26 protein-coding genes, 1 tRNA gene and 1 pseudogene are annotated in these 25,634 nt (G+C 69.7%); 19 read left to right on the forward strand and 9 right to left on the reverse strand.

The genetic code is table 11. The features are described 5' to 3' along the window. Positions 1–16: 16 nt before the first annotated feature. Both AC6CH0_RS15375 and hisS read left to right on the forward strand, forming a co-directional pair. On the forward strand, positions 17–733 hold the full coding sequence (locus tag AC6CH0_RS15375) for a nucleoside triphosphate pyrophosphohydrolase (protein ID WP_498102412.1): 717 nt from the start codon (positions 17–19) through the stop codon (positions 731–733). 49 nt (positions 734–782) lie between these two features. After that, positions 783–2,048: a histidine--tRNA ligase gene (gene hisS / locus AC6CH0_RS15380; RefSeq protein ID WP_498102414.1), complete on the forward strand. Its 1,266-nt coding sequence runs from the start codon at positions 783–785 to the stop codon at positions 2,046–2,048. A 128-nt stretch (positions 2,049–2,176) separates the two neighbouring features. On the opposite strand, the gene AC6CH0_RS15385 is transcribed toward hisS, so the two are convergent. Further along, positions 2,177–3,100: an endonuclease domain-containing protein gene (locus tag AC6CH0_RS15385; RefSeq protein ID WP_498102416.1), complete on the reverse strand. Its 924-nt coding sequence runs from the start codon at positions 3,098–3,100 to the stop codon at positions 2,177–2,179. 274 nt (positions 3,101–3,374) lie between these two features. Between AC6CH0_RS15385 and eno the strand changes: the two genes are divergently transcribed. The 6 genes from eno (at position 3,375) to AC6CH0_RS15415 (ending at position 8,833) form a co-directional block, all read left to right on the forward strand. Further along, complete coding sequence (gene eno / locus AC6CH0_RS15390) at positions 3,375–4,655, forward strand: phosphopyruvate hydratase (protein ID WP_498102418.1); 1,281 nt, start codon at positions 3,375–3,377, stop codon at positions 4,653–4,655. A gap of 258 nt (positions 4,656–4,913) precedes the next feature. Continuing rightward, a complete protein-coding gene (locus AC6CH0_RS15395) occupies positions 4,914–5,396 on the forward strand; it encodes an FtsB family cell division protein (protein ID WP_498102420.1) in 483 nt (160 codons plus the stop codon). Further along, on the forward strand, positions 5,393–5,956 hold the full coding sequence (locus AC6CH0_RS15400; protein ID WP_498102422.1) for a DUF501 domain-containing protein: 564 nt from the start codon (positions 5,393–5,395) through the stop codon (positions 5,954–5,956). The genes AC6CH0_RS15395 and AC6CH0_RS15400 overlap by 4 nt, the downstream gene beginning before the upstream one ends. Next, a complete protein-coding gene (locus AC6CH0_RS15405) occupies positions 5,953–7,254 on the forward strand; it encodes a S8 family serine peptidase (RefSeq protein ID WP_498102424.1) in 1,302 nt (433 codons plus the stop codon). Before AC6CH0_RS15400 ends, AC6CH0_RS15405 begins: the two co-directional genes overlap by 4 nt. A 47-nt stretch (positions 7,255–7,301) precedes the next feature. Beyond that, entirely contained in the window at positions 7,302–8,708 is a 1,407-nt protein-coding gene (locus AC6CH0_RS15410; RefSeq protein ID WP_498102426.1) for an NAD(P)/FAD-dependent oxidoreductase, read from the forward strand. Between the two features lie 51 nt (positions 8,709–8,759). Next, positions 8,760–8,833 (forward strand) — tRNA-Leu (locus AC6CH0_RS15415). Between the two features lie 30 nt (positions 8,834–8,863). On the opposite strand, the gene AC6CH0_RS15420 is transcribed toward AC6CH0_RS15415, so the two are convergent. Beyond that, positions 8,864–9,790 (reverse strand): Ppx/GppA phosphatase family protein, encoded by a 927-nt coding sequence (locus AC6CH0_RS15420; RefSeq protein ID WP_498102428.1) that lies wholly within the window; start codon positions 9,788–9,790, stop codon positions 8,864–8,866. Positions 9,791–9,876: 86 nt separating this feature from the next. On the opposite strand from AC6CH0_RS15420, the gene AC6CH0_RS15425 reads away from it, so the two are divergent. Genes AC6CH0_RS15425 through AC6CH0_RS15440 form a run of 4 tightly spaced genes read left to right on the forward strand, consistent with a single transcriptional unit; the run spans position 9,877 to position 14,325 of the window. Beyond that, a complete protein-coding gene (locus AC6CH0_RS15425) occupies positions 9,877–10,473 on the forward strand; it encodes a TetR/AcrR family transcriptional regulator (protein ID WP_498102430.1) in 597 nt (198 codons plus the stop codon). Further along, positions 10,470–11,768, forward strand: coding sequence for an MFS transporter (locus AC6CH0_RS15430; RefSeq protein WP_498102432.1), 1,299 nt, complete (start codon positions 10,470–10,472; stop codon positions 11,766–11,768). The genes AC6CH0_RS15425 and AC6CH0_RS15430 overlap by 4 nt, the downstream gene beginning before the upstream one ends. Next, complete coding sequence (locus AC6CH0_RS15435; RefSeq protein ID WP_498102434.1) at positions 11,768–13,015, forward strand: alanine racemase; 1,248 nt, start codon at positions 11,768–11,770, stop codon at positions 13,013–13,015. Before AC6CH0_RS15430 ends, AC6CH0_RS15435 begins: the two co-directional genes overlap by 1 nt. Next, positions 13,012–14,325 carry a D-arabinono-1,4-lactone oxidase gene (locus AC6CH0_RS15440; RefSeq protein ID WP_498102436.1) on the forward strand — a complete coding sequence of 438 codons (1,314 nt, stop codon included), beginning with the start codon at positions 13,012–13,014 and terminating at the stop codon, positions 14,323–14,325. The genes AC6CH0_RS15435 and AC6CH0_RS15440 overlap by 4 nt, the downstream gene beginning before the upstream one ends. A 37-nt stretch (positions 14,326–14,362) precedes the next feature. Here the strand turns inward: AC6CH0_RS15440 and AC6CH0_RS15445 are convergent, their stop codons facing one another. The 3 genes and pseudogenes from AC6CH0_RS15445 to AC6CH0_RS15455 all read right to left on the reverse strand — a co-directional run bounded on the left by AC6CH0_RS15445 (position 14,363) and on the right by AC6CH0_RS15455 (position 16,525). Beyond that, positions 14,363–15,097 (reverse strand): ABC transporter permease, encoded by a 735-nt coding sequence (locus AC6CH0_RS15445; protein ID WP_498102438.1) that lies wholly within the window; start codon positions 15,095–15,097, stop codon positions 14,363–14,365. Positions 15,098–15,360: 263 nt separating this feature from the next. Next, positions 15,361–15,873 (reverse strand): annotated as a pseudogene (locus tag AC6CH0_RS15450) (ABC transporter ATP-binding protein); the annotation flags it as partial. Next, positions 15,863–16,525, reverse strand: coding sequence for a TetR/AcrR family transcriptional regulator (locus AC6CH0_RS15455; protein WP_498102440.1), 663 nt, complete (start codon positions 16,523–16,525; stop codon positions 15,863–15,865). The gene AC6CH0_RS15455 and the pseudogene AC6CH0_RS15450, both read right to left, overlap by 11 nt. A gap of 133 nt (positions 16,526–16,658) precedes the next feature. Here AC6CH0_RS15455 and AC6CH0_RS15460 point away from each other — a divergent pair, with 133 nt between their 5' ends. Together AC6CH0_RS15460 and AC6CH0_RS15465 are read left to right on the forward strand one after the other, a co-directional pair. Further along, positions 16,659–17,225 carry a LemA family protein gene (locus tag AC6CH0_RS15460; RefSeq protein WP_498102442.1) on the forward strand — a complete coding sequence of 189 codons (567 nt, stop codon included), beginning with the start codon at positions 16,659–16,661 and terminating at the stop codon, positions 17,223–17,225. Between the two features lie 9 nt (positions 17,226–17,234). Beyond that, complete coding sequence (locus AC6CH0_RS15465; RefSeq protein WP_498102444.1) at positions 17,235–18,110, forward strand: M48 family metalloprotease; 876 nt, start codon at positions 17,235–17,237, stop codon at positions 18,108–18,110. A gap of 46 nt (positions 18,111–18,156) precedes the next feature. Here AC6CH0_RS15465 and AC6CH0_RS15470 read toward each other — a convergent pair whose 3' ends face one another. Continuing rightward, entirely contained in the window at positions 18,157–19,365 is a 1,209-nt protein-coding gene (locus tag AC6CH0_RS15470; protein WP_498102446.1) for a winged helix-turn-helix domain-containing protein, read from the reverse strand. 107 nt (positions 19,366–19,472) lie between these two features. Between AC6CH0_RS15470 and AC6CH0_RS15475 the strand changes: the two genes are divergently transcribed. Then, on the forward strand, positions 19,473–20,699 hold the full coding sequence (locus AC6CH0_RS15475; protein WP_498102448.1) for an AI-2E family transporter: 1,227 nt from the start codon (positions 19,473–19,475) through the stop codon (positions 20,697–20,699). Continuing rightward, complete coding sequence (gene ilvA, locus AC6CH0_RS15480) at positions 20,696–21,943, forward strand: threonine ammonia-lyase (protein WP_498102450.1); 1,248 nt, start codon at positions 20,696–20,698, stop codon at positions 21,941–21,943. Before AC6CH0_RS15475 ends, ilvA begins: the two co-directional genes overlap by 4 nt. Before the next feature lie 6 nt (positions 21,944–21,949). Here ilvA and greA read toward each other — a convergent pair whose 3' ends face one another. Next, positions 21,950–22,441 (reverse strand): transcription elongation factor GreA, encoded by a 492-nt coding sequence (gene greA, locus AC6CH0_RS15485; protein ID WP_498102452.1) that lies wholly within the window; start codon positions 22,439–22,441, stop codon positions 21,950–21,952. 106 nt (positions 22,442–22,547) lie between these two features. Next, entirely contained in the window at positions 22,548–22,958 is a 411-nt protein-coding gene (locus tag AC6CH0_RS15490) for a DUF4307 domain-containing protein (RefSeq protein ID WP_498102454.1), read from the reverse strand. Positions 22,959–23,037: 79 nt separating this feature from the next. Here AC6CH0_RS15490 and AC6CH0_RS15495 point away from each other — a divergent pair, with 79 nt between their 5' ends. Next, positions 23,038–23,331, forward strand: coding sequence for a hypothetical protein (locus tag AC6CH0_RS15495; protein ID WP_498102456.1), 294 nt, complete (start codon positions 23,038–23,040; stop codon positions 23,329–23,331). A 179-nt stretch (positions 23,332–23,510) separates the two neighbouring features. On the opposite strand, the gene AC6CH0_RS15500 is transcribed toward AC6CH0_RS15495, so the two are convergent. Further along, positions 23,511–24,095: a helix-turn-helix domain-containing protein gene (locus AC6CH0_RS15500; RefSeq protein ID WP_498102458.1), complete on the reverse strand. Its 585-nt coding sequence runs from the start codon at positions 24,093–24,095 to the stop codon at positions 23,511–23,513. Positions 24,096–24,176: 81 nt separating this feature from the next. Between AC6CH0_RS15500 and speB the strand changes: the two genes are divergently transcribed. Further along, complete coding sequence (gene speB / locus AC6CH0_RS15505) at positions 24,177–25,145, forward strand: agmatinase (RefSeq protein WP_498102460.1); 969 nt, start codon at positions 24,177–24,179, stop codon at positions 25,143–25,145. A 43-nt stretch (positions 25,146–25,188) separates the two neighbouring features. Continuing rightward, complete coding sequence (locus AC6CH0_RS15510; RefSeq protein ID WP_498102462.1) at positions 25,189–25,620, forward strand: YybH family protein; 432 nt, start codon at positions 25,189–25,191, stop codon at positions 25,618–25,620. Positions 25,621–25,634 lie beyond the last annotated feature (14 nt).

Genomic DNA, 25,634 nt, shown 5'->3' on the forward strand with positions numbered 1-25,634 from the left:
GTCGTAGGCTGGCCGGATGAGCGACGCCCGTGCCTCCGAGCCACTCCCCGACACGCACGAGGGGCTGATCGGGCTCGTCGCGATGGTCGCACGCCTGCGGGCTCCCGGAGGGTGCCCGTGGGACGCCGAGCAGACCCACGAGAGCCTCGTGCAGTACCTCGTCGAAGAGAGCTGGGAGCTCATCGACGCGATCGAGTCGGGCAACCGCGACGAGATGATCGAAGAGCTCGGCGACGTGCTCTATCAGGTGCTCTTCCACGCCGATCTCGCCGCCACCACGCCCGGCGAGGACTTCGACATCGACGATGTCGCGCGTCACATGACGGCGAAGATGGTGTCGCGTCATCCGCACGTCTTCGGCGATCGCGAAGCTGAGACCGCAGCCGACGTCGTGGCTTTCTGGGACGACCTGAAAGCCGATGAGAAGCCGCATCGCACGAGCGTGCTCGACGGCATTCCGCGCGGCATGCCGGCGCTCGCACTCGCGCAGAAGGTGCTCGGCAAGGCCGAGAAGGTCGGCGTGACGGATGCCTCGGGGCCGGCTTCACCCGCATCGACCGCATCGACCGCATCGACCGCCGTGGCTCCGGCCGACGAGCACGAACTCGGCCGGGTGCTGCTCGCCCTCGTCGCCTCCGCCCGCTCTCAGGGGCTCGATGCGGAGCGCGCGCTCCGCTCCGCCGTCCGCGGCCTCGAAGACGAGGTGCGAGCGGCCGAGGGCGCAGCGGGCTGACCGCCCGCTCGTGCCGGAGGCGACGGCGCGTGCTGGAAGAATGGTCGGCATGGCTGCATCCGTCACCCCACCGCGCGGGATGCGCGACTTCCTCCCCGCCGAGAAGGCCCGCCGTGAGCACGCGCTCGGCGTGATCCGCGAGGTGTACGCAGCGCACGGCTTCGACGAGATCGAGACGCCCGTGATGGAGGACGCCTCGCGACTGCACGCCGGGCTCGGCGGCGACAACGAGAAGCTGGCCTTCGCGGTCATGAAGCGCGGTCTCGAAGCCGACGACCTCGCGCGCGCGGCGGCATCCGGCGATGCGCTCTCGCTCGCCGACCTCGGACTGCGCTACGACCTCACGGTGCCGCTCGCGCGGTTCTACGCGACCCACCGGGCGGCGCTGCCGCCGGTGTTCCGGTCGATCCAGATCGCACCGGTGTGGCGCGCCGAGCGCCCGCAGAAGGGGCGATACCGCCAGTTCGTGCAGTGCGACATCGACATCATCGGCGAGGCGGGGCCGCTCGCCGAGCTCGAGCTGCTCACGGCCACCGTCGCGACGCTCGACGCACTCGGCCTCGGCGGCACCACGATTCGGCTGAACGACCGGCGCATTCTCGCGGGAATCCTGGCCTCCTGGGGTGTGGCCGAAGAGCTGCGCGAACGCGCACTCATCACGATCGACAAGCTCGACAAGATCGGCACCGGGGGAGTGGCGGTCGAACTCGCCGAGCTCGGCATCGTCTCCGGCGATGCCGATGTCGCGGCCGAACTCGAGGCATTGACGACCGCCGATTGGCACCTGCAGGACGGCGATGTCCCGCCGCCCGCGTGGCTCGACCGCGATGCCTACGGTGAACTGCTCGCACTCCGCGATGCGCTGCCCGACGCGGCGATCGAGTTCGACCCGACGCTCGTGCGAGGCATGGGCTACTACACCGGCACGATCTTCGAGATCGCGCACCCCGATCACGGATACTCCCTCGGCGGCGGAGGCCGGTACGACCACATGATCGGGCGCTTCCTCGGGCAAGAGGTGCCCGCCTGCGGTTTCTCGATCGGCTTCGAGCGCATCGTCGACCTGCTCGCCGTGCGCGACGAGTCGCGCCCCCGCGCGGTCGTGCTCGTCTACGACCCCGAGGTCGTGTCGGCGCAGCTCCTCGCGCTGAAGCGCGAGCTCGTGGCATCCGGCACCCGGGTGCGCCTCGAGCGTCGCGTGAAGAACCTGCGGGCATTGCTCGATCGCGTCACCGCAGACGGGTTCGACGCCTTCGCGCAGGTCGGGGCCGAGACGACGGATGCCGCGTCGCTCGCGTTCCGCGACCTCGGCTGATTCGCAGAGCATCGCGGCGCCCGCCCGCGTGATGCGCGGGGCTGTCGCACCTCACCCTCGAGGTCGCCGAGTGGGCGAAGTTGGCGAACCAGGGCGAAGAATGTCGCCAAAATCGCCCACTCGACGCGTCAGTCGGCCCCGCGCGCGAGCCTTGCTCGACGGATGCGTGAGATCAGGGCGTCGGGTTCGCGGAAGAGCGCGTTGCGAGTCACACGGATGACTCGCCATCCCGCGTCTTCGAAGAGTTCGCGTCGTTCGATGTCGCGTTCCCATCGCCCCGGGTCGCGATGACCATCGCCCTCGTACTCGATCGCCAGGCGGAGTTCGGGGTAGGCGAGATCGGGGTGCAGCGTGAGTGTGCCGCCTGCGACGGCGACGGCCGGTCCGATGATCGGCTCGGGCAGTCCGGCTGCTGCAATCAGGAGCCGGAGAAGCGTCTCGGGGCGGGACGCCGCTCCGACACGGAGACGCTCCAGCGCCCAGCGCGCGCCACTCATCCCTCGGCACCCGGTGCCGAGCTCGACCGCGGCGGCCAGCACGGCGGGCTCGACGAGCGCCGGTTCGCGTGCGCGCCCGTACGCAACGCCGGTGATGAGGAAGTCGCCGACGGCCGTGAGATCCTCCCGCCCGAGTATCGAGGCGAGCTGCAACCACATCGCGGCGGGCTCGACGACCGGCAACCCGAAACGGAGCACGACGGGGAACCCGACGCGCGAGCGGTGTCCGACCGTTCCGCTGGTGCGGGAACGCGTCGTCGTCGGGCTCAAGACGTGGAGTGGACGCACCGAGGCGTGCGCTGCGGGCACGGGTGCGCCGTAGAGGAGCGCGGCCGTGGTGTGGCTGAACGCCTCACCGACGCGAAGGAGCGGTTCGTAGGCTCGACAGAGATCGACGGCGGAGTCGAGATCGAGGCGAGACGTGCTGACTCCGGTGAACGGATGCTGCACCCGCGTGCCGCGGAGCTTGGCCCGCGTCGTTCCGAACATCGCATGCTCGCTCGTTCGGATCGCAGCGCCCGCCGGGATCGGGCCGACTTCAGGTCCTCGACGCATGTCGACATCGTGGCGGTTGCGATGGTGGGGCGGTCGAGGTTTTCCACAGCTCGGCGTTCGCCTGCGCCATCCGCTGATCGAAAGGGCGATGTTGGTGGCGCGATGGCCGACGTATCGCAAACTTCGCCCACTCGTCGTCGTGCATCGGCCCGAAGCGCGTCTGCGCTGCAGCTCCATGCGGCGCAGCCGCCAGTCATGAGCATTACTAGACTGGCTGGCGGATCACGACGGAGTCGTCCGCTGCACACCCCCACCCATCACAGAGGAGTTCACTGTGGCAATCATCGAAGCTGTAGGCGCACGCGAGATTCTCGACTCGCGCGGCAACCCGACCGTCGAGGTCGAGGTGCTGCTCGACGACGGCTCGCTCGCCCGCGCCGCGGTGCCCTCGGGCGCATCGACCGGTGCCTTCGAAGCGTACGAGCTGCGCGACGGCGACAACGACCGCTATCTCGGCAAGGGCGTGCAGAAGGCCGTCGACGCCGTGCTCGACGACCTCGGTCCCGCCATCGAAGACCTCGACGCCGCCGACCAGCGACTCGTCGACGCCGCCCTCATCGAGGCCGACGGCACTGAGAACAAGAGCCGCCTCGGCGCCAACGCGATCCTCGGCGTCTCGCTCGCCGTCGCGAAGGCCGCAGCGGACTCCGCCGACCTGCCGCTCTTCCGCTACCTCGGCGGCCCGAACGCGCACGTGCTGCCGGTGCCGATGATGAACATCATCAACGGTGGCGCCCACGCCGACACGGGCGTCGACATCCAGGAGTTCATGGTGCTGCCGATCGGCGCCCCCACCTACTCCGAGGGCCTTCGCTGGGGCGTCGAGACCTACCACGCGCTCAAGGGCCTGCTGAAGGCCAAGGGCCTGTCGACCGGCCTCGGCGACGAGGGCGGGTTCGCGCCCGACTTCGCCTCGAACCGCGATGCGCTCGACTTCATCTCCGAGGCGATCGAGAAGGCCGGCTTCACGCTCGGCACCGACATCGCGCTCGGCCTCGACGTCGCGGCGAGCGAGTTCTTCGAGAACGGCGTGTACAAGTTCGAGGGCAAGGACCGCACGTCGGCCGAGATGAGCGCCTACTACGCAGAGCTCGCGGCGGCCTACCCGCTCGTCTCCATCGAGGACCCGCTCGACGAGTCCGACTGGGACGGCTGGGCGGCGCTCACCTCCGAGCTCGGCACGAAGCTGCAGCTCGTCGGCGACGACCTGTTCGTCACGAACCCCAAGCGTCTCGCCCAGGGCATCGCGCAACGCACCGGCAACTCGATCCTCGTCAAGGTGAACCAGATCGGCACCCTCACCGAGACCCTCGACGCCGTCACGCTCGCGCAGCGCTCGGGCTACACCGCCGTCATGTCGCACCGCTCGGGCGAGACCGAAGACACCACGATCGCCGACCTGGCCGTCGCGACCGACTGCGGTCAGATCAAGACGGGCGCGCCCGCTCGGAGCGAGCGAGTCGCCAAGTACAATCAGCTTCTGAGGATCGAAGAGGAACTCGGTGAGGCCGCGGTGTACGCCGGTCGCACGGCGTTCCCCCGCTACACGGCCTAGACAGCAGCTCGAGTGTGACGGGGGCGGCCGAGCGGCCGCCCCCGTCATCCGCGTTTCCGGGCAGAACGGTGAGGAGGGGCGATGAACGACGAGACGGGTCGCTCCGGCCGTGTTCCCCGGCGCCCCACCGCGCCCACGCCGAAGCCAAGATCGAAGCCGGCCGGCGCGAAGAAGCCGGGCAGCGGTGCCACGAGGAGCAGCGCCGCCGCGTCCACCAGGTCCGCCCGGCCCGTCGCGCCCGCGCAGGAGGCGAGTGCCATGCGATCGGGATGGCTCAGCGGCATCCGATTCTCAGGATTCTCGCTCATCATGATGGGAGTGCTCGTGCTCGCCGTCGTGGTGCTCGCACCGACGATCGCGGCGTTCGCGCAGCAGCGGCAGCACATCGCCGAGCTCCGCGCCGCGGTCTCCGCGCAGGAGACCGAGGTGCAGCGGCTCCGTGACGAACGCGAGCGCTGGAACGACGACACGTTCATCGTGACCCAGGCGCGCGAGCGCCTCTACTACGTGATGCCGGGGGAGGTCAGCTACCTCGTCATCGACGATCGAACCGCCGCGGCCAAGGCGGATGCGACGGCTGAGGTGTCGGCCGACGTGACCGAATCGAAGGGCGACTGGATGCGAACCCTGCTCGACTCGGCCCTGACCGCAGGGCTGGCGCCGGACGCCGTGCCACCCGCCACCGACCCCGCGACGCCCCCCGCCGATCCTGCCGCCCCCGCCGCTGAGGAGAACCGATGACCCGCCCGCCCTTCGAGCCCGTGAGCGAACGCGATGTGCGCATCGTCTCGGCCCAGCTCGGGCGCCCTGCGCGCGACGTCGTCGGCATCGCTGCTCGCTGCGTGTGCGGAGCGCCGACGGTCGTCTCCACGTCGCCGCGACTCGCCGACGGCACTCCGTTCCCGACGTTCTACTACCTCTCCCACCCTGGCGCGACCGCGGCGATGTCATTCCTCGAGGCGGCGCAGCTCATGGTCGAGTGCACCGAGCTTCTCGCGAGCGACCACGACGTCGCCGCGGCCTACGAACGAGCCCATCGCGACTACCTCGCCGACCGCGAATCCATCGCCGTGGTCCCCGAACTCGCCGGCATCTCGGCGGGTGGCATGCCCACGCGCGTCAAGTGCCTGCACGCCGTCGCTGCGCATGCGCTCGCCGCCGGACCGGGCGCGAACCCGATGGGCGACATCGCACTCGAGCGCTCGAGCTGGTCGCCCTCCGTGTGCCGCTGCCCCGACTACGGCGTCGACGACGCCTCAGCCGATTCCGAAGCCGACCCCGCCGGGGGTGCGACCGCGTGAGCCCCCGCACCCGAACCACCCGACGCGAGCGACGCCGTCCGCTCGCGTGGTTCGCGCGAGCCACCGCGACGGTCGCGGCGGCGACGCTGCTCGCCCTCGCCGGCGCGGCGCCGGCGCACGCCGACCTCGTGCGCGACTACGAGTACTGGCTCGGCGACTACGGGTTCACGACCGCGTGGAGCACCAGTCGGGGCAAGGGCGTCACGGTCGCGATCATCGACACGGGTGTCAACGGCAACGTCGCCGAACTCCGCGGTGCGGTCGTCGGCGGCACGGATGTCTCGGGGCTCGGCACTCCCGACGGGCAGACGCCGGTGGGCGAAGACCAGACTCACGGCACGATGGTCGCCGGCCTGCTCGCCGGGCGTGGCACGGGTGAGGGCAACGGAATGATCGGCACGGCGCCCGAGGCATCGCTGCTGAGCATCTCGGTCGCCTTCGGCCAGGACACCGGCGCCGAGAAGTCGAACGACGACCAGATCGCCGAGGCGGTGCGATGGGCGGTCGACCACGGGGCGGACGTCATCAACATGTCCCTCACCCGCAATACCCCCGACTGGCCCGAGAGCTGGGACGACGCGTTCATGTACGCGTTCGAGCACGATGTCGTCGTCGTGGCCGCCGCAGGCAATCGCGGCAGCGGCACGAGCCAGGTCGGGGCGCCGGCGACGATTCCCGGAGTACTGACGGTCGCGGGCGTCGACAAGGCGAAGAACGCGAGCCTCGACGCGAGCTCGCAGGGCATCACGATCGCGGTCGCGGCACCGAGCGAAGAGCTCGTCGGCCTGCTGCCCGACGGCGGCTACGTGCGCTGGAGCGGAACGAGCGGGGCGGCACCGATCGTGTCGGGCCTCGTCGCGCTCATCCGTGCCGAATACCCCGAGCTCGACGCCGCCAACGTCATCGAGCGACTCATTTCCACGGCTGAGCCGAACGGCCAGACCGTGCCGAGCGCGCTCTACGGCTACGGCCTGATCGACCCGGTCGCCGCGCTCACCGCCGAGGTACCGCGCGTCGACGAGAACCCCCTCGACAGCCTCGCCGACTGGATCATCCTGCACCGCCGTGCCGAGGTCGAGACGCCCGAGGAGAGCACCGAAGCGAAGCCGATCGTGCCGATCGCGGATCCGCCGCTGCCGCGGTCCGACGGCGCGCAGACCTTGCTGCCGACGGCGTGGACACTGGCCTACATCACGGTGCCGCTCTCACTGGTCGCAGGGTTTGGTACGCTAGCAGCGCTGTTGGGCATCGGCGCCACTCGGCATACCAGGCGGACTGTCCGCACTCGCGAGCAGTGATCGCGCGCATCAGCCCGCACGACCAATAACTGAGGAGTCCATTCACCGTGCCCAAGATTCTCATCGTCGGCGGTGGCTATGCGGGGTTCTACACGGCGTGGAAGCTCGAGAAGTGGCTGCGTGCCGGCGAGGCTGAGGTCACGATCGTCGACCCGCTGCCCTACATGACGTACCAGCCGTTCCTGCCCGAGGTGGCGGCCGGCTCGATCGAGCCGCGGCACTCCGTCGTCGCGCAGCGTCGACACCTGAAGAAGACCAACGTCGTGACCGCGAAGGTCACCGGCATCGATCACGCGAACAAGACTGCGACGATCACGCCCGAACTCGGCGAGCCCTGGCAGTTCGAGTACGACGTCGTCGTGGTCACCGGCGGCGCCGTCTCACGCACCTTCCCGATTCCCGGCATCGCCGACAACGCCATCGGCCTGAAGTCGATCGAAGAGGCCGTCGCCATCCGCGACCGCGTGCTCTCGAACTTCGACAAGGCGTCGAACCTGCCGCCCGGCCCCGAGCGCGAGCGGCTGCTCACCTTCGTCGTCGTCGGCGGCGGATTCGCCGGCATCGAGGTCTTCGCCGAGCTCCGCTCCTTCGCGAGCTCGCTGCTCGAGTTCTACCCGCAGCTCACTTTCGATGAGACGCACTTCCACCTCATCGAAGCCATGGGCCGCATCATGCCCGAGGTGTCGCTGCCTACGAGCCATTGGGTCATCAAGCACCTCGCCCAGCGCGGCGCCGAGATCCACCTCGACACGCAACTCACGAGCGCCGTCGACGGCGTGATCGAGCTGTCGACTGGCGAGAGCTTCGAGACCGACCTCATCGTCTGGACCGCCGGCGTCATGGCGAACCCCGCGATCGTGCGTTCGAGCGACCTGCCCGTCGAAGAGCGCGGCCGCATCAAGGCCCGCGCCGACCTGCGCGTCGGTGACGACGAGGACTTCGTCGTCGATGCCTGGGCCGCCGGCGACATCGCCGCCGTTCCCGACCTCACGGGCGGGGGTGTCGGCGGCTACTGCGTTCCGAACGCACAGCACGCCGTGCGCCAGGGCAAGCTCCTCGCGAAGAACATCGTCGCGGTGCTTCGCGGCGAGGAGCCCAAACAGTACTTCCACAAGAACATGGGTGCAGTCGCCGGTCTCGGTGTCGGCTCCGGCGTGTTCCAGTCGGGCAAGATCGCGCTGACCGGTCTCATCGCCTGGTTCGCGCACCGTGGCTACCACGGTCTCGCGATCCCGAGCTTCGAGCGCAAGTTCCGCGTGTTCTGGGGCTGGTGGAACAACTTCTGGCTCGGCCGCGACATCGTTTCGCTGAGCGCGGTGCAGCAGCCGCGCGCGCAGTTCGAACTGTTCGCCGCTCGCCCGAAGCCTCCGGCGGTCGAGGCGCCGGCGCCGGCCGCAGCGCCCGCCGCGAAGACGAGCAAGCCCGTCAAGAAAGAGACGGTCGCCGCCAAGTAGCGACCGCCTGACTATGCTGTGACGCGGCGTCGCCCTTCGGGGCGGCGCCGCGCTCCCGTAGCCCAATCGGCAGAGGCAGGCGACTTAAAATCGCCTCAGTCTGGGTTCGAGTCCCAGCGGGAGCACCGCGAGGTACTCGTCAGCCAGCGGTCGGCTCAGCCGAGCCGGTCGAGGCGGCGCAGGATGAGCCCCTCGCGAAGCGCCCACGGCGACACCTCGAGTTCATCGACGCCGAAGGCGCGCATCGCCTCGGAGAGCACAACCGCGCCGGCGACGATCTGGAATGTGCGATCGGCTGTGATGCCGGGGAGCGCCGGCCGGGCGTCGGCGGGGATGCGCGCGAGACGCGGAGTCCAGTCGTCGAGTCCTTCGCGGGTGAGGATGCTGCGCTCGGAATCGCCGAACCCCTCCTCGAGGGTTCCCGCCAGCCGAGCGAGGGAGCGGATCGTCTTCGACGAACCGACGACGTGGTCGGGCGACGGCAATGACCGGAACGGCTCGACCGCTTCGCGGAGCACCTCCCGCGCGTGAGCGCGGAGCCGCGCGACCTGTTCGGGCGAGGGCGGGTCGTCGGGCAGGAACGAGATCGTCGAGCGTCCGGCGCCGAGGGGCAGCGAGCGCGCGACATCCGGTACCTCGTCGATGCCCTGCGCGATCTCGAGCGAACCGCCGCCGATGTCGAAGAGCAGGAGGCGCCCGGCCGACCAGCCGTACCAGCGCCGCACCGCGAGGTAGGTGAGCCGCGACTCGTCGTCGCCCGAGAGCACCTGCAGGCGCACGCCGGTGTCGCGTTCGACGAGGTCGAGCACGGCCTCGCCGTTCGCGGCCTCGCGAATGGCGGAGGTCGCGAAGGCCAGCAGTTCCTCGATGCCGGCCTCGCGGGCAGCGGATGCCGCGCCGGCGACCGCGGTGAGAATCGCGGTGACGCCCTCGGCGCTGATCGAGCCGTCGGCCTCGAGATACCGCATGAGCCGCAGCACCGACTTGTGCGACGCCGTGGGGATCGGCCGCGCGCCCGGATGGGCCTCGACCACGAGCAGGTGCACCGTGTTGGAACCGACGTCGAGGACTCCAAGGCGCATGCTGCGAGCGTAACGGTTTTCGTGCATACTGATGCGACTGGGACAGTCGTCCCACTTCGTCGTCAGTGCTGTCGGGAGGAGTCCGCATGGCCCGTATCCCCGCGGCCGAGCGCCGAGCCGCTCTCGTCGAGGCCGCGTTGCGGGTCGTGTCGCGACGCGGCATCGCCCAGGCGACCACCCGCGCGATCGTCGCCGAGGCCGGCATGTCGCTCGCGAGCTTCCACTACGCTTTCGACTCGCGCGACGAGCTCATCGACGAGCTCATCACCACGGTGGTCGCCCGCGAACAGCAGGCGGTGCTGCCCGACGACCTCGAAGGCCACGACCTGCGCGACATGCTCGAGGCCGGCATCCTGCGCTACTTCGATCATCTGCGCGCAGATCCAGAGCATGAGCAGGCGATGCTCGAACTCACCCAGTACGCGCTGCGCTCGCCCGAGCGGCATCCGCTCGCCATCGCCCAGTACGCGAGGTACGCCGAACTCGGCGCCCGCTCGCTCGCGGCGGCGGCGGAGCTGACCGGCGTCGTCTGGCGCACTCCCGTCGAGCAGGTCGCCCGCGTACTCATCGCCTTCACCGACGGACTCACCCTGACCTGGCTCGTCGCCCGCGACGACGACGACGCCCGGGCGGTCGCACACGCGGCCGCCGATGCCCTCTCGAGAATGGCCGATCCACGATGACGAGCCTCGATTCCGCGCAGCCTCCGCAGTCGCCGCAACCCGTGCCGTCGACGCCGACGTCGGCGCTCGGAGAGCCGGTCCGGCGGGTCTCCGCCGGCTGGATCGCGTCGTTCGCGACCGTCTGGCTCGGCATCTGGATGGCGCAGCTGACGCCGGTGCAACTGCTGCTGCCCGCACAGATCGACGCGCAACTGCGCCCCGACAACTGGGTCGACAGCGTGGTCGCGTTCGGTGCGATCTCGGGCATCGCCGCGATCGCGACGATCATCGCCTACCCCCTCACCGGCGCGCTCTCCGACCGCACGACGTCTCGGTTCGGTCGTCGCCGCCCGTGGATCGCGATCGGCGCGGTCGTCTTCGCGCTGTCGCTCGTCTCGCTCGGCCTGCAGACCGAGATCTGGGCGATCGGTGCCACGTGGGTCGCGGCATCGGTCGGCTTCTGCATCATGACCGCCGCGCTCACGGCGACCATCTCCGATCAGGTGCCGGTCAACCAGCGCGGCTTCGTCTCGGGGTGGATGTCGGCGCCGCAGGCGGTCGGCATCATCGTCGGGCTGGTGCTCGTGACCGAGCTGGTGACCGACGCCTCGCTCGGCTACCTCCTGCTCGCGGTGATCCTGCTCGTGCTCGCGATCCCGTTCCTCACTCGCGCGGATCAGCCGCTCGCGGCCGCCGACCGCACCCGCGTCACCGCGAAGGGCATCATCTCGGGCTTCTGGATCAGCCCGCGCAAGCACCCCGATTTCGGCTGGACCCTGCTCAGCCGCGTGCTCGTCTCGGTGGGCAACGCGCTCGGCACGAGCCTGCTGCTGTACTTCCTGATGTTCCAGCTGAACGACGCGCACGCCGAAGACAACCTCATCGTGCTGACGCTCATCTACATGGTGTTCGTGATCGCGGCCTCGCTCGTGCTCGGCAAGCTCTCCGACAGGCTCGGCCGGCGCAAGATGTTCGTGTTCTTCGCCTCGGCGCTCCAGGGAGTCGCGGCGATGCTGCTCGCGCTGTTCCCCGATCTCACGGTCGCGATGGTCGCGGCGGGGCTCCTCGGGCTCGGCTACGGCTGCTTCCTCTCCGTCGACCAGGCGCTCGCCACCCAGGTGCTGCCCGACGCCGCCTCACGCGGCAAAGACCTCGGCATCATGAACATCGCCTCGGCGGTGCCGCAGGCGGTCGCTCCCATGATCGGTGCCGCCGCGGTGGTCGTCTCGGGGTCGTTCATGCTGGTCTTCCTGCTCGGTGCCGCGTTCTCGTTCGCCGGTGCCCTTGCCGTCGCCCGTGTGAGAGGGGTGCGCTGATGGCCCTCGACCTGCGGATGACCGGGGTTCCTGCGACGGATGCCGCGGAGTGGCTCCGCCCCGATCGATACTGGCCGGGCCTGACCGCCGCAACGTCGCATCTCGATGCTCCGGTCGGGGCGTTGCACCTCGGCGCGCTGCGTCACAACGCGCTCGACATGCTGCGCCGGGCGAACGGCACGCCGATCCGGGTGGCGTCGAAGTCGCTCCGCGTGCGCGGGGTCGTCGAAGCCCTGCTCGCGATGCCGGGCTACCACGGCGTGCTCGCGTACACGCTGGCCGAGGCGCTCTGGCTGGCCGACACGGTCGACGACGTCGTCGTGGGGTACCCGACGGCCGAGCGCGGGGCGATCCGCCGGCTCGCGAGCGATCCCGACTTCGCCGCCAGGGTGACGTTGATGGTCGACTCGTCGTCGCAGCTCGACCTCGTCGACGCGGTGCTGCCACCGGGCAGGCGAGAGACCATCAGGGTCTGCCTCGAACTCGACGCCTCGTGGAACGCCCCGCTGCTCGGCCACCTCGGCGTGCGCCGCTCGCCCGTGCATGCGCCCGAAGACGCTGCAGCGCTCGCGGCCTACATCGTGCAGCGGCCCGGGTTCGAGCTCGTCGGCATCATGTCGTACGAGGCGCAGATCGCCGGAGTCGTGAACCGGCCGGCCGGTCGGCCCGTCGACGGTGCGGTGAACCGGTGGATGCAGTCGCGCTCGATGCCCGAGCTCCTCGAGCGCCGCGCTCTGGCGGTGGCTGCCGTGCGGGCGGTCGCCGAGCTCGAGTTCGTCAACGGCGGCGGTACCGGGTCGCTCGAGGCCACGGCGGCGGATGCCTCGGTGACCGAGATCGCCGCAGGCTCCGGCATCTTCGGCGGGCACCTCTTCGACGGCTACCAGCACTTCACGCCGGCGCCGGCGGCGGCCTTCGCGCTCGACGTCGTACGACGCCCGAGTCACGACCATGCGACGATCCTCGGCGGCGGCTGGATCGCCTCCGGCCCGCCCGCGGCCGACCGCATGCCGAAGATCGTCTGGCCCGAGGGGCTCGTCATGGAGGCGCGCGAGATGGCCGGCGAGGTGCAGACGCCCGTGCGCGGGGCATCCGCTCGCGGCCTCTCGGCCGGCGACCGTGTCTGGTTCCGGCACACGAAGTCGGGCGAGCTCGCCGAGCACCTGAACGAGTTCGCCGTGGTCGAGGCAGGAGACGTGGTCGAGATGCTCCCGAGCTATCGGGGAGCGGGGAAGGCGTTCCTGTGACGGCGACGGGGGAGACCTGGCGGAACTGGGCGCGAACGGAGGCGGTGCGTCCGCTGCGAGTCGAGCGCCCGGCGACGGCCGGGGCGGTGCAGCGAGCGGTTGCGGCAGCCGCGGCGTCGGGCCTGCGCGTCAAGGCGGTCGGCGCTGGCCACAGCTTCACCGGCATCGCGGTGGCACCCGGCGTGCAGCTCGACCTCGCCGCGCTCTCTGGCGTCATCGACGCCGACATCGAGACCGGTCGGGTGACCCTCGGCGCCGGCACCCGGCTGCACGAACTGCCGGGCCTCCTCGCACCGTACGGACTCGCGCTGCCCAACATGGGCGACATCGACCGGCAGACGATCGCCGGCGCGACCTCCACGGGAACGCACGGCACCGGCATCCGCTTCGGCGGCCTCGCGACGCAGATCGTCGCCGCGAAGCTCGTGAGCGGCCTCGGCGAACTCATCACCGTGAGCGAGACGGAGCGCCCCGAGTTGCTGCCCGCCGTGCGCCTCGGGCTCGGCGCACTCGGCGTGCTCGTCGAAGTCACGCTGCAGCTCGTGCCCCGGTACGTACTGCACGCCGTCGAGAAGCCCGCTTCGCTCGGCGAGGTGCTCGACGGCTGGCACGATCGCGTGCGGGGCGCCGATCATTTCGAGTTCTACTGGTTCCCGCACACCGAGGCCGCCCTCACGAAGACGAACACCAGGCTGCCCGGGCACGCGCCGAGGCGACCACTCGGCCGCGTCTCGCGCTGGGTCGACGACGAACTGCTCGCCAACGGGCTCTACCGCGGCGTCTGCGCACTCGGCCGTGTGGCACCCGGCGTGGTTCCCGGGTTCGCCCGCCAGGTCGAGAAGCTGACCGGCGACCGCGACTTCGCCGACTTCTCGCCCCGGGTGTTCGTGACGAATCGCACGGTGCGATTCCGCGAGATGGAGTACGCGGTGCCGCTGGCATCCGTGCCCGACGCCGTGCGCGAGGTGCGCTCGCTCATCGAGCGGCGGGGCTGGCGCATCAGCTTCCCGATCGAGGTCCGCGCCGCGGCATCCGATGACAACTGGCTCTCGACGGCGCACGGTCGCGAGACCGGCTACATCGCGGTGCACCGCTACTTCCGCGAGGATCCGACCGAGTACTTCGCCGCCGTCGAGTCGATCATGCGCGAACACGGCGGACGGCCCCACTGGGGCAAGATGCACACCCGCGATGCTGCGTCGCTGCGCGAGGTGTATCCGAGGTTCGACGACTTCCTGCGCGTCCGCGACGAGCTCGACCCCGAGCGGCGCTTCGGAAACCCCTACCTCGAGCGCGTGCTCGGAGCGTGAGCGAGGGCGGATGCCGCCTGGTTTCCGCCCCGAAGCGTCACGGGGTGCGTCGACGCAGCGTGATGGATCCGAGCACGATGGAACCGACGATCCACGCGCCGATCACGAGGAGCTTCGCCGTGATCCAGGCGGCGCTCTCGGTGTCGCCGGCGACCGCCTGCAGGGCGTCGATCGCGAAGCTCAGCGGCAGCCACTCGCTGATCGTCTCGAGCCCGTCGGGCAACTGGTCGCGCGGAATGAAGATGCCGCCGAGGAGGATCTGCGGGAAGACCAGAACGGGCATGAACTGCACGACTTGGAACTCGGATCGTGCGAACGCGCTCGCCAGCAGGCCGAGTGCAGTGCCCAGCAGTGCATCGGCGACGGCGACGGCGAAGAGGAGCCAGATGGATCCCTCGATCTCGAGTCCGCAGACCCATACCGCGAAGGAGACGGCGATCGCGGTCTGGAAGATCGCGAGCAGTCCGAATGCGAGGGCGTAACCGAGGATGAAGTCGCCCTTGCCCATCGGCATCGAGAGCAGGCGTTCGAGGGTGCCGCTGCGCCGCTCCCGAAGGGTCGAGATGCTCGTGACCAGGAACATCACGATGAACGGGAACAGTGCGATCATCGCGGGTCCGATGTCGGCGAAGACCTCGGTGTCGGTGAAGATCCAGGCGACGAGGCCGATGAGCAGGCTGGGCACGACGAGCAGCAGGCCGACGGTGCGCGGGTCTTGGCGGATCTGCGTGAGCACGCGGCCCGCGGTCGCGAACGTGCGCGTGAGGGTCATCGTTGCGCCTCCGTCTCGCTGGTCGGTCGCAGGTCGGGCTCGCCGCGCTCGATGAGCCGCAGGAAGGCCTGCTCGACATCGTCGGTGCCGGTGACCTCGAGCACTCCGCGCACCGTGTCGTCGGCAAGGAGGCGGCCGTCGCGAATCAGCAGCAGCCGGTCGCATCGCTTGGCCTCGTCCATCACATGACTCGAGATCAGCAGGGTGACGCCGTCGTCGGCGAGGCTGCGGAACAGCGCCCAGAGCTCGACGCGGAGCACGGGATCGAGCCCAACGGTGGGTTCGTCGAGCACGAGCATCTCGGGTGTGCCGAGCAGTGCGGCTGCGAGCGAGACCCGGCTGCGTTGGCCGCCGGAGAGCGAGCCCGTGAGGCGCCCGGAGACGGTGCCGAGGTCGGTGCGCTCGATGACACGGTCGATATCGGATGCCGGTGCGCCGACGATTCGGCGGAAGTAGGCGAGGTTCTGGCGCACCGTCAGGTCGTCGTACACGCTCGCCTGCTGGGTCACGTAACCCATGCGCCGTCGCAGTTCGCGGCTGCCCGACGGAAGGCCCAGCACCTCGATCGAGCCCGATTCCACGACCTGGACCCCGACGATGGCGCGCATCAGCGTCGTCTTGCCGCTCCCGCTCGGGCCGAGGAGGCCGACGATGCGACCGCGCGGCACGGCGAGGGACAGTCGGTCGAGCGCCGGCTCGCCGCCACGGACGATCGTCAGGTTCTCGACGATGACCGCGGCGCCGGCGACTGCGGCGACATCCGAATTATTCACCATGTGCCGAATTCTGCGCCGCCGACGCACGACTGTCAAGCGCTTCGAGCCGTCCGGTCAGGTGCCACTGCACCGCCGGACCGACCCGGCGCACGAGCTCGTCGACACTCGTCGACGCGACCGGCTCGAACTCGAGCACGTAGCGCACCATGATCACCCCGACGAGCTGCGACGCGGCGAGTTCGGCTCGCAGCTCGGCGTCTTCGGCGTCACCGAGCGCCGCGGCGACGCGATGCATGACCTCGCGACGGAGGAACTCGCGGAGCATTCGGGCGACGGGGCCCTGGCCGATCGCCGAGCGGAGCGCGGCGACCGCGGCGGGCCGAACGGCTCCGGAATCCCAGGCGACGAGCACTGCCCGCACGAGCCGCGCTCCGAACTCGTCTGCCGGAGCGTCGAGCGCGTCGCGCACGAGTTGATCGGGGCGCAGCGGCACCTTCACGACCTCGGCGACGAGGGCCTGCTTGCCGTCGAAGTAGTGATGGATGAGGGCCGGGTCGACGCCGGCGCGTCGGGCGATCGCCCGCAGCGACGTCGCCTCGTAGCCGTGTTCGCCGAACTCGGCCGTTGCCGCCTCGAGAATCCGCGTGCGGGTGTCGGCGGCCTTCGCGCCGCGAGGCCGGCCCCGTCGTCGGGGTTCCGCGTGCTCGGTCACAGGCTGAGCCTATGCCCGGAGCCGGCCCTCCGCTTCCTCCGAGTCTCATGGGAAGCGCAGGCGGCTCGGAACGCCCTCGGTAGGATGGGAGCACACAGCAAACCGTCGCTCAGAGCGCTTAGGAGTCCGTGCCATGGAATGGCTCATCCCCGTCATCATCGTCGTCGCGCTCGTGGTGATCATCGGCATCTACCTGTGGGCCACGTACAACTCCCTCGTCACGCTGAATGTTCGCGTCGACGAGGCGTGGAGCGACATCACGGTGCAGCTGAAGCGTCGTGCCGACCTGATCCCGAACCTCATCGAGGCGGTCAAGGGCTATGCGGCGCACGAGAAGTCCGTCTTCGAGTCCGTGACGCGGGCGCGCGCCGAGACGCTGTCGGCGCAGGGCCCCGCCGAGGCCGGCGCGGCCGAGAACCACATGCAGCAGGCGCTGAAGTCGATCTTCGCGGTCGCCGAGGCGTACCCGCAGCTGCAGGCCAGCCAGAACTTCCTGCAGCTGCAGTCCGAGCTCGTCGACACCGAAGACAAGATTCAGGCCTCGCGCCGGTTCTACAACGGTGGCGTGCGTGAGCTCAACACGAAGATCAAGGTCTTCCCCAACACGCTCTTCGTGCGCAACCTCGGCTTCAACGAGCGCGACTTCTTCGAGGTCACGGAGCCCGCGGCGATCGCAGAACCGCCGCGCGTGCAGTTCTAAGGCCCGGCGTTGTACCGCGCGATCGCCAAGAACAAACGCAACACCGTCTTCATCGTGCTGTTCTTCCTCGCCATCATCGGCGGGCTGGGGTGGCTGGCGGCGTCCATCTACGGCGACATCACCATCGTCATCGTGACGCTCGTGATCGCGACCGCCTACGCGGTGTTCCAGTACTTCACCGCCGACCGGCAGGCGCTCTCGATGTCGGGTGCCGTCGAGCTGCAGTCCAAGGCCGATCACCCCCGGCTCTGGCGCACGGTCGAGAACCTCTCGATCACGACCGGCACGCCGATGCCTCGGGTGTTCGTCATCTCCGACCCCGCACCGAATGCGTTCGCCACCGGCCGCGACCCCGAGCATGCCGTCGTCGCCGCGACGACCGGCCTGCTCGAGATCATGGACGACGCGGAGCTCGAAGGGGTCATGGCGCACGAGCTCGGACACGTGCGCAACTACGACATCCGCCTCTCGATGGTCGTCTTCGGCCTCGTGGTCGCCGTCGGTTTCATCTCCGACATGCTCGTGCGCATGGCCTTCTTCGGCCGCGGCAACAACAACGGCAACCCGATCGTCATGATCTTCGGGCTCGTCGCGATGCTCATCGCCCCCCTCGTCGCGAGCCTCGTGCAGCTCGCGGTCTCGCGTCAGCGCGAGTACCTCGCCGACGCCACGGGCGCGATGACCACGCGTCACCCCGACGCGCTCGCCAGTGCGCTCGAGAAGCTCGAGGCCTACGGCCGGCCCATGAAGCGGCAGAACTCGTCGATGGCCCACCTCTGGATCGCCGACCCGTTGAAGCCCGGTGTCATGGACAAGCTCTTCGCCACCCACCCCCCGATCGCCGAGCGCGTCAAGCGGCTCGAGCAGATGGGCGGCGCGTTCTAGCGCAACCGGCCGCGCGCAACCCGGGCGACAGGCGGCGGTGGTCAGGTCACTGCGCGCGGAGCTCGGCCGCGAGTGCGGGGGAGAGGTCGCCGCGCCCGGTGACCGTCACCTCGCCGAGCCCCTGCCATGCCGCGGCTCGCTGCAGCACCGGCACGAGTCGGGCCGCAGTGTCTTCCGGTGCCCCGAGCTCGCTCCACGCCGATTGCACCCGGAGCACACCCGCCTGACGATCGCTCTTGAGATCGACGCGACCGACGACACGGTCGTCGATGAGCACCGGCAGTGAGTAGTAGCCGAACTTGCGATCGGGCTCGGGCGTGTAGATCTCGATGCGGTAGTGGAAATCGAAGAGTCGTTCGGTGCGCGGGCGGAACCACACGACCGGGTCGAACGGGGAGAGCACGGCCGCGGTCTCGATGCGGCGGGGGCGCTTCGCGTCGCGGTGCAGCCACGCCGGCGTCTGGCGCGACCCCGTGACCCAGCCGGGCACCTCGACAGGCAGGAGCACGCCGGCGTCTTCGAGTTCGACGATCGCCTGGCGCACCGGCCGACGGTTCATGCGCCAGTAGTCGGCGAGGTCGGCCTCGGTGGCGATGCCCTGAGCGGATGCCGCGAGCGCGACGAGCTCGCGCACGGCGTCGGCCTCGGAGGGCATCCCGCCGAGCAGCTCGCCCGGCAGGGCCTGCTCGGGCAGTGCGTAGACGCGCTCGAAGCGACGCCGCTCGACGCACACGACCTCGCCGGTGCGGAACATCATCTCGAGTGTGCGCTTCACGTCGGACCAGCCCCACCACGGCCCCCGGCGCTCGTTGGCGTCGTGCTCGATCTCGCTTGCCCGCATCGGGCCCTTCGCGGCGAGCTCGGCACGGAGCCACTCTGCGAGTGTGCGGTTCTCAGCGACCCAGCCGCCCCAATCGCTGCCCTTGACGCGATACTCCTCACGCCGGAACTCGAAGAGCGGCCACAGCTCGCGGGGGATGTACGCCGCCTGGTGCGCCCAGTACTCGACCATGCGCCCGCGCCGACCCGTGGTGATGCGGTCGAGCGCGGCACGATCGTAGGCGCCGACCCGACTGAACGCGGGCAGGTAGTGGCTGCGCTCGAACACGTTGACCGAATCGATCTGCAGCAGCGCGAGCCGGTCGATGACCCCGTTCACGGCACGCGTGCCGGGGGTCGCGGGAAGCGGGCGGGCGAAGCCCTGGGCCGCGAGCGCGATGCGTCGGGCGAGGGCGGGACTGACGACGTCGACCATGGTGCTGTCGACGATAGCGGCGGCCGCCGACACTGCGGCGTGACACCGGCCCCGCGACATCCGCATGCCATGCCGATCGGCGCATACGCCCGGCCTAGACTGGAGCGATGACGGACTCCAGGGGGCGCATACGGGGCCGGCTGTCGCGGCGTGCAGCGGATGCTCCGGCGCCCGAGCAACCGAACGCCGGCGACGTGAACGAGGTCACCGAGAGCATCCCGTTCGGGGTGCGGCTCGCGGCCGGGTGGTCGTGGCGGCTGCTGCTCATCGGCGGCGTGCTCGCGGTCGTCGTCTTCCTGGTGATCCAGCTTCGGCTCATCGTCATCCCCATCTTCGTCGCCGTGCTGATCGGCGCGCTGCTCGTACCGTTCTCCGCGCTCCTGCAGCGCCATCGCTGGCCGAAGTGGGCCGCGGTGACCGTGGCCATGCTCTCGGCGCTCATCGTCGTCGGCGGGCTGCTCGCGCTCGGCATCTCGCAGATCGTGCGCGGTCGAGACGAGCTCGTGGCGCAATCGCTCGTGGCATGGGATGACTTCAGCGAGTGGCTGCTCGAAGGTCCGTTCCACATCACCGAGACCCAGCTGAACGACTGGGTGGCGCAGATCATCACGTCGGTGCAGCAGGACTCGAGCGTGCTCCTGAGCGGTGCGCTGTCACTGACGAGCTCGTTCGGGCACTTCCTCGCAGGCCTCCTGCTCGCCCTGTTCGCAACCCTCTTCATCCTCATCGACGGCCGCGGCATCTGGAACTGGATCGTCGGCATCTTCCCCCGTCGGGGTCGTGCGGCCATCGACGGCGCCGGTCATGCCGGCTGGGCGACGCTGCAGAACTTCGTGAAGGTGCAGATCCTCGTCGCGACGATCGACGCGATCGGCATCGGCCTCGGGGCGTTCTTCCTCGGTGTGCCGCTCGCCGTGCCGATCGCGATCCTCGTCTTCCTCGGGTCATTCATCCCGATCGTCGGCGCCGTGGCCACCGGAGCGCTCGCCGTCTTCGTGGCCCTCATCTACAACGGCCCCGTGATCGCCCTCATCATGCTCGGAATCGTGCTGCTCGTGCAGCAGGTCGAGGGGCACGTGCTGCAGCCGCTCATCATGGGCACCGCCGTCAAGGTGCACCCGCTCGGCGTCGTCATCGCGGTGGCGACCGGTTCGCTCCTCGCCGGCATCCCGGGCGCGCTCTTCGCCGTGCCCGTCGCTGCCGTGGTCAACGTCATGATCCTCTCCGTCGCCGGCGGCGCGTGGAAGAACGATACGAGTCCGCACGCAGCCGCAGCACAGTCGCCGCTCTGGCGTACCGTGCCGACGCGCCCGGGCTACAAACGAGGAGAATGAACGAGTTGTCGATCGTGATTCCCGGTCCGGGGCTGGCAGATTTCGAGCACGCGCGGGAGGTCGTCGCCACCGTCGCCCGTCAGACGCCGATGGAGTCGTCGCGGTTCCTGGCGGAACTGCTCGGCGTGCCCGTGCATCTCAAGTGCGAGAACCTGCAGCGCACCGGTTCCTACAAGCTTCGCGGGGCGTACCACCGCATCTCGGCGCTGACCGAGTCCGAGCGTGCGCGCGGCGTCGTGGCGGCCTCAGCAGGCAACCACGCCCAGGGCGTGGCCTTCGCGGCACGTGAACTCGGTATTCGCGCGACGATCTTCATGCCGGTCGGTGTCGCCCTGCCGAAGCTCGAGGCGACCAAGGCGTACGGTGCCGATGTCATCCTGCGGGGCGACTCCGTCGGCGAGACGCTGGAGGCCGCCGCGGCGTTCGCGGCCGAGACCGGTGCCGTCATCATTCCGCCGTTCGACCACCCCGACGTCATCGCGGGGCAAGGCACCCTCGGCCTCGAGATCCTCGAGCAGACGCCGGAGGTCGAGACCATCATCGTGCCGATCGGGGGCGGTGGTCTCGCGGCAGGCATCGCGAGCGCGGCGAAGCAGCGCGCCGCCGAGCTCGGTCGCACGATTCGCATCATCGGCGTGCAGGCCGAGAACGCGGCGCCCTACGTGGCCTCATTGGCGGCGGGGTCGCCCCAGCACGTGCCCGTCGTGCCGACGATCGCCGACGGCATCGCCGTGTATCGCCCGGGCGAGCTGAACTTCGAGATCATCCGGGGCACGATCGACGAGATCGTGACCGTCTCCGAAGACGACATCGCGAGGGCACTGCTCGTGCTGCTCGAGCGCGCGAAACTCGTCGTCGAACCGGCCGGTGCGGTGTCGGTGGCCGCGATCATGACCGGCAAGATCTCCTCCGACGGTCCGGTCGTCGCGCTGCTCTCCGGCGGCAACATCGACCCGCTGCTCATGCAGCGGGTGATCGCGCACGGGCTCGCGGCATCCGATCGCTACCTCACGCTCGGAATCGGCCTGCCCGATCGGCCGGGGCAGCTCGCTCGCATCTCCGAACTGCTGGCCGAAGCCAACGCCAACGTCATCGAGGTGCTGCACACCCGGCACGGATCGGGCCTGCAGATCTCCGAAGTCGAGTTGAAGCTCTCGGTCGAGACCCGCGGGCCCGCGCACCGCGATGAGGTCGTCGAGGTGCTGCGTCGCGCCGGCTACGAACCGGTCGTCTACAACGAGTAGCGCGGGCTACTCGCCGCCCCACGTGGCGACGCCGGTGACCTCGACGGGGATCTCGCGACCGTTGGGCGCGACGTAGCTCGTCTTCTCGCCGATCTTCAGGCCGAGGATCGCCGCACCGAGCGGGCTCTGCTCGCTCCAGACGTCGAGTTCGGAGTCGCCCGCGATCTCGCGGCTGCCGATGAGGAACGTCTCTTCGTCGCCGGCGATGATCGCGGTGATGACGGTGCCCGTCTCGACGACGCCCGACGACTGGGGTGCCTCGCCGACCTCGGCGTTGCGAAGCAGCTCCTTGAGCTGGCGGATGCGGGCCTCCTGCTTGCCCTGCTCGTCTTTGGCGGCGTGGTAGCCGCCGTTCTCCTTGAGGTCGCCCTCCTCGCGCGCCGACTCGATTCGCTTGGCGATCTCTTCACGGCCGTGCGTGGAGAGGTGCTCGAGTTCCGCCGCGAGGCGGTCGTAAGCCTCCTGGGTGAGCCAGGTGACGGTGGCGTCCTGCGCCATGATGCACACTCCCGTGGATGGGTACCCGTGGTCGGGTACGCACAGTGTCGACTGCACGTCCGGATAGACGTGTCGCCCCGACGAACGTCGGAGCGAATGTTCCATGTTAGGTGAGCCAGCAGCGGTAAATCAAACCCGTGTTGGCCTCTTGCGCGACCCGCACCGTCTCGGTGAGGCTGCGGATGTGACGTGTGGAGGCCGGTACCTCGATGACCTTCCAGCCCACGACGGTGAAATCCTCGTTGAGCGCCTGCACGATGCAGGCGGTGTCGTTGCCGGGCGGCACCGAGAGGTTCCAACGGACCTCGACCGCGCGCTCCTCGTTGATCAGGCGGTGACCCGTGTCGGTCACTTCGATCTGCGGCTTCTGTCCATCGAGCCCGGCCCAGACGACCCAGGCGACGAGCACGATCGCGAACGCCACGGCACCGCCGATGAGCAGCATGCGATCGCGGGTGCGGTGCGTGCGGGTGCGCCCGTACCGCGCGGCGAGCGCGTCCGTTTCGGGCTCTGCCACGGGCACGGCTCCTTCGATCTCGATCGTCTAGGCTTGAATCCAGCCTAACCCGCCCCGTGAATGGAATCCGATGCTCGTCGTGCCCGCTCTGACCCTCTTGGCAGAAGACGAGGAGTTCGACCCGAACACCGTGACGCCGGGCATCTGGGGCTTCGTGCTCACCTTCGTGGTGATGCTCATCGTGGTGCTCCTCGTGCTCGACATGGTGCGTCGCATCCGCCGGGTCAACTACCGGGCCGAAGTGCGCGAGCAGCTCGAAGCCGAGCAGCTCGCGTCGGCAGCACACGACGACGAGATGGGCGAGGCCGACGGTCAGCCGGCGGATGCCTCGGGCGAGGGGCCCCCCGAAGGCGACGAGCCGCCCACTCGCTGACCGCGGGCGCGCGCCGCCTGCCACCCCTCGGGGTCAGCGTGGCGCTCAGCTCGCTCGTGCCTCACCGAACTCCAGCTGCCTGAAAAGCTGTTCGGGGCTCGCAGGTGAGGGTGGTGCTACTCGTGCAATGCCGCCGTCGTATGAGCAAGCACTCATCTGAGTAGAGGCTCATTCACGTCTCAGGCCGAGCCGCTCCAAGGTGCGGGCGCGAGGACCCAGCACACCTCGGCCGGCGCGTCGTCCTCGGTGTGCCAGGTGTGCGGCTCCCTGCCGGGGAACGTCAGCGCGTCACCGGTCTCGAGTCGCACCGAGCGGTCGGCGAATCGCACGGTGACGGCTCCCGCGACGACGTGGAGCACCTCGACGTCGCAGTTCACGGTGTAGAGCTCGTGCCCGCCATGGGCCCCGGGCTCGAGGGCGGAGCGGATGAGCTGCACGCGCGACTCGCCACGCGGCGACATCAGGAGCTCGCTGACGCCGACCCCGCCGAGGTTGATGTGGGGGGCATCGGCGCGGGTGATGCGCTGGATCTCAGGCTCGGCGAACAGTGCACCGACGGGAAGCGAGAGCACCTGGCAGAGCTGCACGAGGGTGGCAACGCTCGGGGAGGTCTCGTCGCGTTCGACGCGGCTGAGGAAGCCCTTGCTGAGCCCGCTCGACTCGGCGACCTGGGCGAGTGTGAGCCCCTGGGCGATGCGCGTGCTCCGGAGCTTCGCGCCGATCGGCGTGCCGATCGCGTCGGCACTGGGGTGGATGGGACGCATGTGGCCTCTCCCTTGACGGCGACGGCGATGGCGGCATACAGTGGCCGCAGGTTTCCCCAACAGTACTGGAAGTTTCGTAATATGCAACTCACGCCAGAAGATCCGCACGACGGCGGCATCCGCGGTCCGGTCGATGCGAGCGTGGTGCCGCGCTTCGCCGGCATCGCGACCTTCGCTCGCCTCCCGCGCCTCGACGAGGTCGCTCGAGCACACGTCGCGATCGCCGGCGTGCCGTTCGACAGCGGTGTGAGCTATCGGCCCGGCGCCCGATTCGGTCCGGCCCATGTGCGCGAGGCCTCGCGGCTCCTCCGCCCCTACAACCCCGCGCAAGACGTCTTCCCGTTCGGGGCGCAGCAGGTGGCGGATGCCGGCGACATCGTCGCCAACCCCTTCGACATCGCCGAGGCCGTGCGTCAGATCGAGGCGGGCGCGAGGGATCTCGCCGAACACGCCGACAAGATCGTGGTCATCGGCGGCGACCACACCATCGCGTTGCCGCTGCTGCGCGCCGTGCACGCGAAGCACGGCCCCGTCGCGGTGCTGCACTTCGACGCGCACCTCGACACCTGGGACACCTACTTCGGCGCCCCGACGACGCACGGCACGCCGTTCCGACGAGCGTCGGAAGAGGGGCTCATCGACCTCACGGCGAGCATGCACGTCGGCATCCGCGGCCCCCTGTACGCGAAGAGCGACCTCGAAGACGACGCACGTCTCGGCTTCTCGATCATCACGAGCGAGTACCTCGAGGAGCACGGCCTGGCCGCGGCGATCGACCGCATGCGCGCCCGCATCGGCGATGCGCCGCTCTACATCTCGATCGACATCGACGTGCTCGATCCCGCGCACGCCCCGGGCACCGGAACCCCCGAGGCCGGCGGGCTCACGAGCCGCGAACTGCTGCGCATGATCCGATCACTCGCCGACCGCGACATCGTCGGCGCCGACGTCGTCGAGGTCGCCCCCGCCTACGACCACGCCCAGCTCACTGCCGTCGCAGCGAGCCACGTGGCCTACGAGCTCATCAGCGCCATGGCGCCCCGCCGCTGATCCAGTCGACCGCATCCGAACCCGAGGCGAAGGAGCCGCACCGATGACCGAGCAGACCGAACCGACCCGCGAGGCGGTGCTGGCCGCGGCATCCGAGATCGTCGATGCCTTCGCCGCGAACGACGGCGAGCGTTATTTCGCCACCTTCGCCCCCGATGCGTCCTTCCTGTTCTACACGGAGCCCGAGCGACTCGCCGACCGGGCCGCCTACGAGCGGCTCTGGTCCGGCTGGGTCGACGGCGGCTGGCGCGTCGTCTCGTGCACGTCGAGCGACCCGCTCGTGCAGACCTTCCCAGGCGGTGCCGTCTTCACCCACTCGGTCGAGACGACGGTCGACACCGGTGAGGGCACCGAGTCGTCCCGCGAGCGGGAGACCATCGTCTTCCGGCTCGAGGCGGCGACGGATGCCACGGCGCGCCTCGTCGCCGTGCACGAGCACCTTTCCCCCATGCCCGACGCGACCGACGCGTCCTGACGCCCGCAAACCCG

Source organism: Agromyces sp. GQ35 (genome assembly GCF_059758475.1).

What these genes read in the sequence shown, in the direction of transcription:
- AC6CH0_RS15375 (WP_498102412.1), top strand. Translation starts at nt 17, where the DNA reads ATGAGCGACGCCCGTGCCTCCGAGCCACTCCCCGACACGCACGAGGGG.
- hisS (WP_498102414.1), top strand. Translation starts at nt 783, where the DNA reads ATGGCTGCATCCGTCACCCCACCGCGCGGGATGCGCGACTTCCTCCCC.
- AC6CH0_RS15385 (WP_498102416.1), bottom strand. Translation starts at nt 3,100, where the DNA reads ATGCGTCGAGGACCTGAAGTCGGCCCGATCCCGGCGGGCGCTGCGATC.
- AC6CH0_RS15395 (WP_498102420.1), top strand. Translation starts at nt 4,914, where the DNA reads ATGCGATCGGGATGGCTCAGCGGCATCCGATTCTCAGGATTCTCGCTC.
- AC6CH0_RS15400 (WP_498102422.1), top strand. Translation starts at nt 5,393, where the DNA reads ATGACCCGCCCGCCCTTCGAGCCCGTGAGCGAACGCGATGTGCGCATC.
- AC6CH0_RS15420 (WP_498102428.1), bottom strand. Translation starts at nt 9,790, where the DNA reads ATGCGCCTTGGAGTCCTCGACGTCGGTTCCAACACGGTGCACCTGCTC.
- AC6CH0_RS15425 (WP_498102430.1), top strand. Translation starts at nt 9,877, where the DNA reads ATGGCCCGTATCCCCGCGGCCGAGCGCCGAGCCGCTCTCGTCGAGGCC.
- AC6CH0_RS15430 (WP_498102432.1), top strand. Translation starts at nt 10,470, where the DNA reads ATGACGAGCCTCGATTCCGCGCAGCCTCCGCAGTCGCCGCAACCCGTG.
- AC6CH0_RS15435 (WP_498102434.1), top strand. Translation starts at nt 11,768, where the DNA reads ATGGCCCTCGACCTGCGGATGACCGGGGTTCCTGCGACGGATGCCGCG.
- AC6CH0_RS15445 (WP_498102438.1), bottom strand. Translation starts at nt 15,097, where the DNA reads ATGACCCTCACGCGCACGTTCGCGACCGCGGGCCGCGTGCTCACGCAG.
- AC6CH0_RS15460 (WP_498102442.1), top strand. Translation starts at nt 16,659, where the DNA reads ATGGAATGGCTCATCCCCGTCATCATCGTCGTCGCGCTCGTGGTGATC.
- AC6CH0_RS15470 (WP_498102446.1), bottom strand. Translation starts at nt 19,365, where the DNA reads ATGGTCGACGTCGTCAGTCCCGCCCTCGCCCGACGCATCGCGCTCGCG.
- AC6CH0_RS15475 (WP_498102448.1), top strand. Translation starts at nt 19,473, where the DNA reads ATGACGGACTCCAGGGGGCGCATACGGGGCCGGCTGTCGCGGCGTGCA.
- ilvA (WP_498102450.1), top strand. Translation starts at nt 20,696, where the DNA reads ATGAACGAGTTGTCGATCGTGATTCCCGGTCCGGGGCTGGCAGATTTC.
- greA (WP_498102452.1), bottom strand. Translation starts at nt 22,441, where the DNA reads ATGGCGCAGGACGCCACCGTCACCTGGCTCACCCAGGAGGCTTACGAC.
- AC6CH0_RS15500 (WP_498102458.1), bottom strand. Translation starts at nt 24,095, where the DNA reads ATGCGTCCCATCCACCCCAGTGCCGACGCGATCGGCACGCCGATCGGC.
- speB (WP_498102460.1), top strand. Translation starts at nt 24,177, where the DNA reads ATGCAACTCACGCCAGAAGATCCGCACGACGGCGGCATCCGCGGTCCG.
- AC6CH0_RS15510 (WP_498102462.1), top strand. Translation starts at nt 25,189, where the DNA reads ATGACCGAGCAGACCGAACCGACCCGCGAGGCGGTGCTGGCCGCGGCA.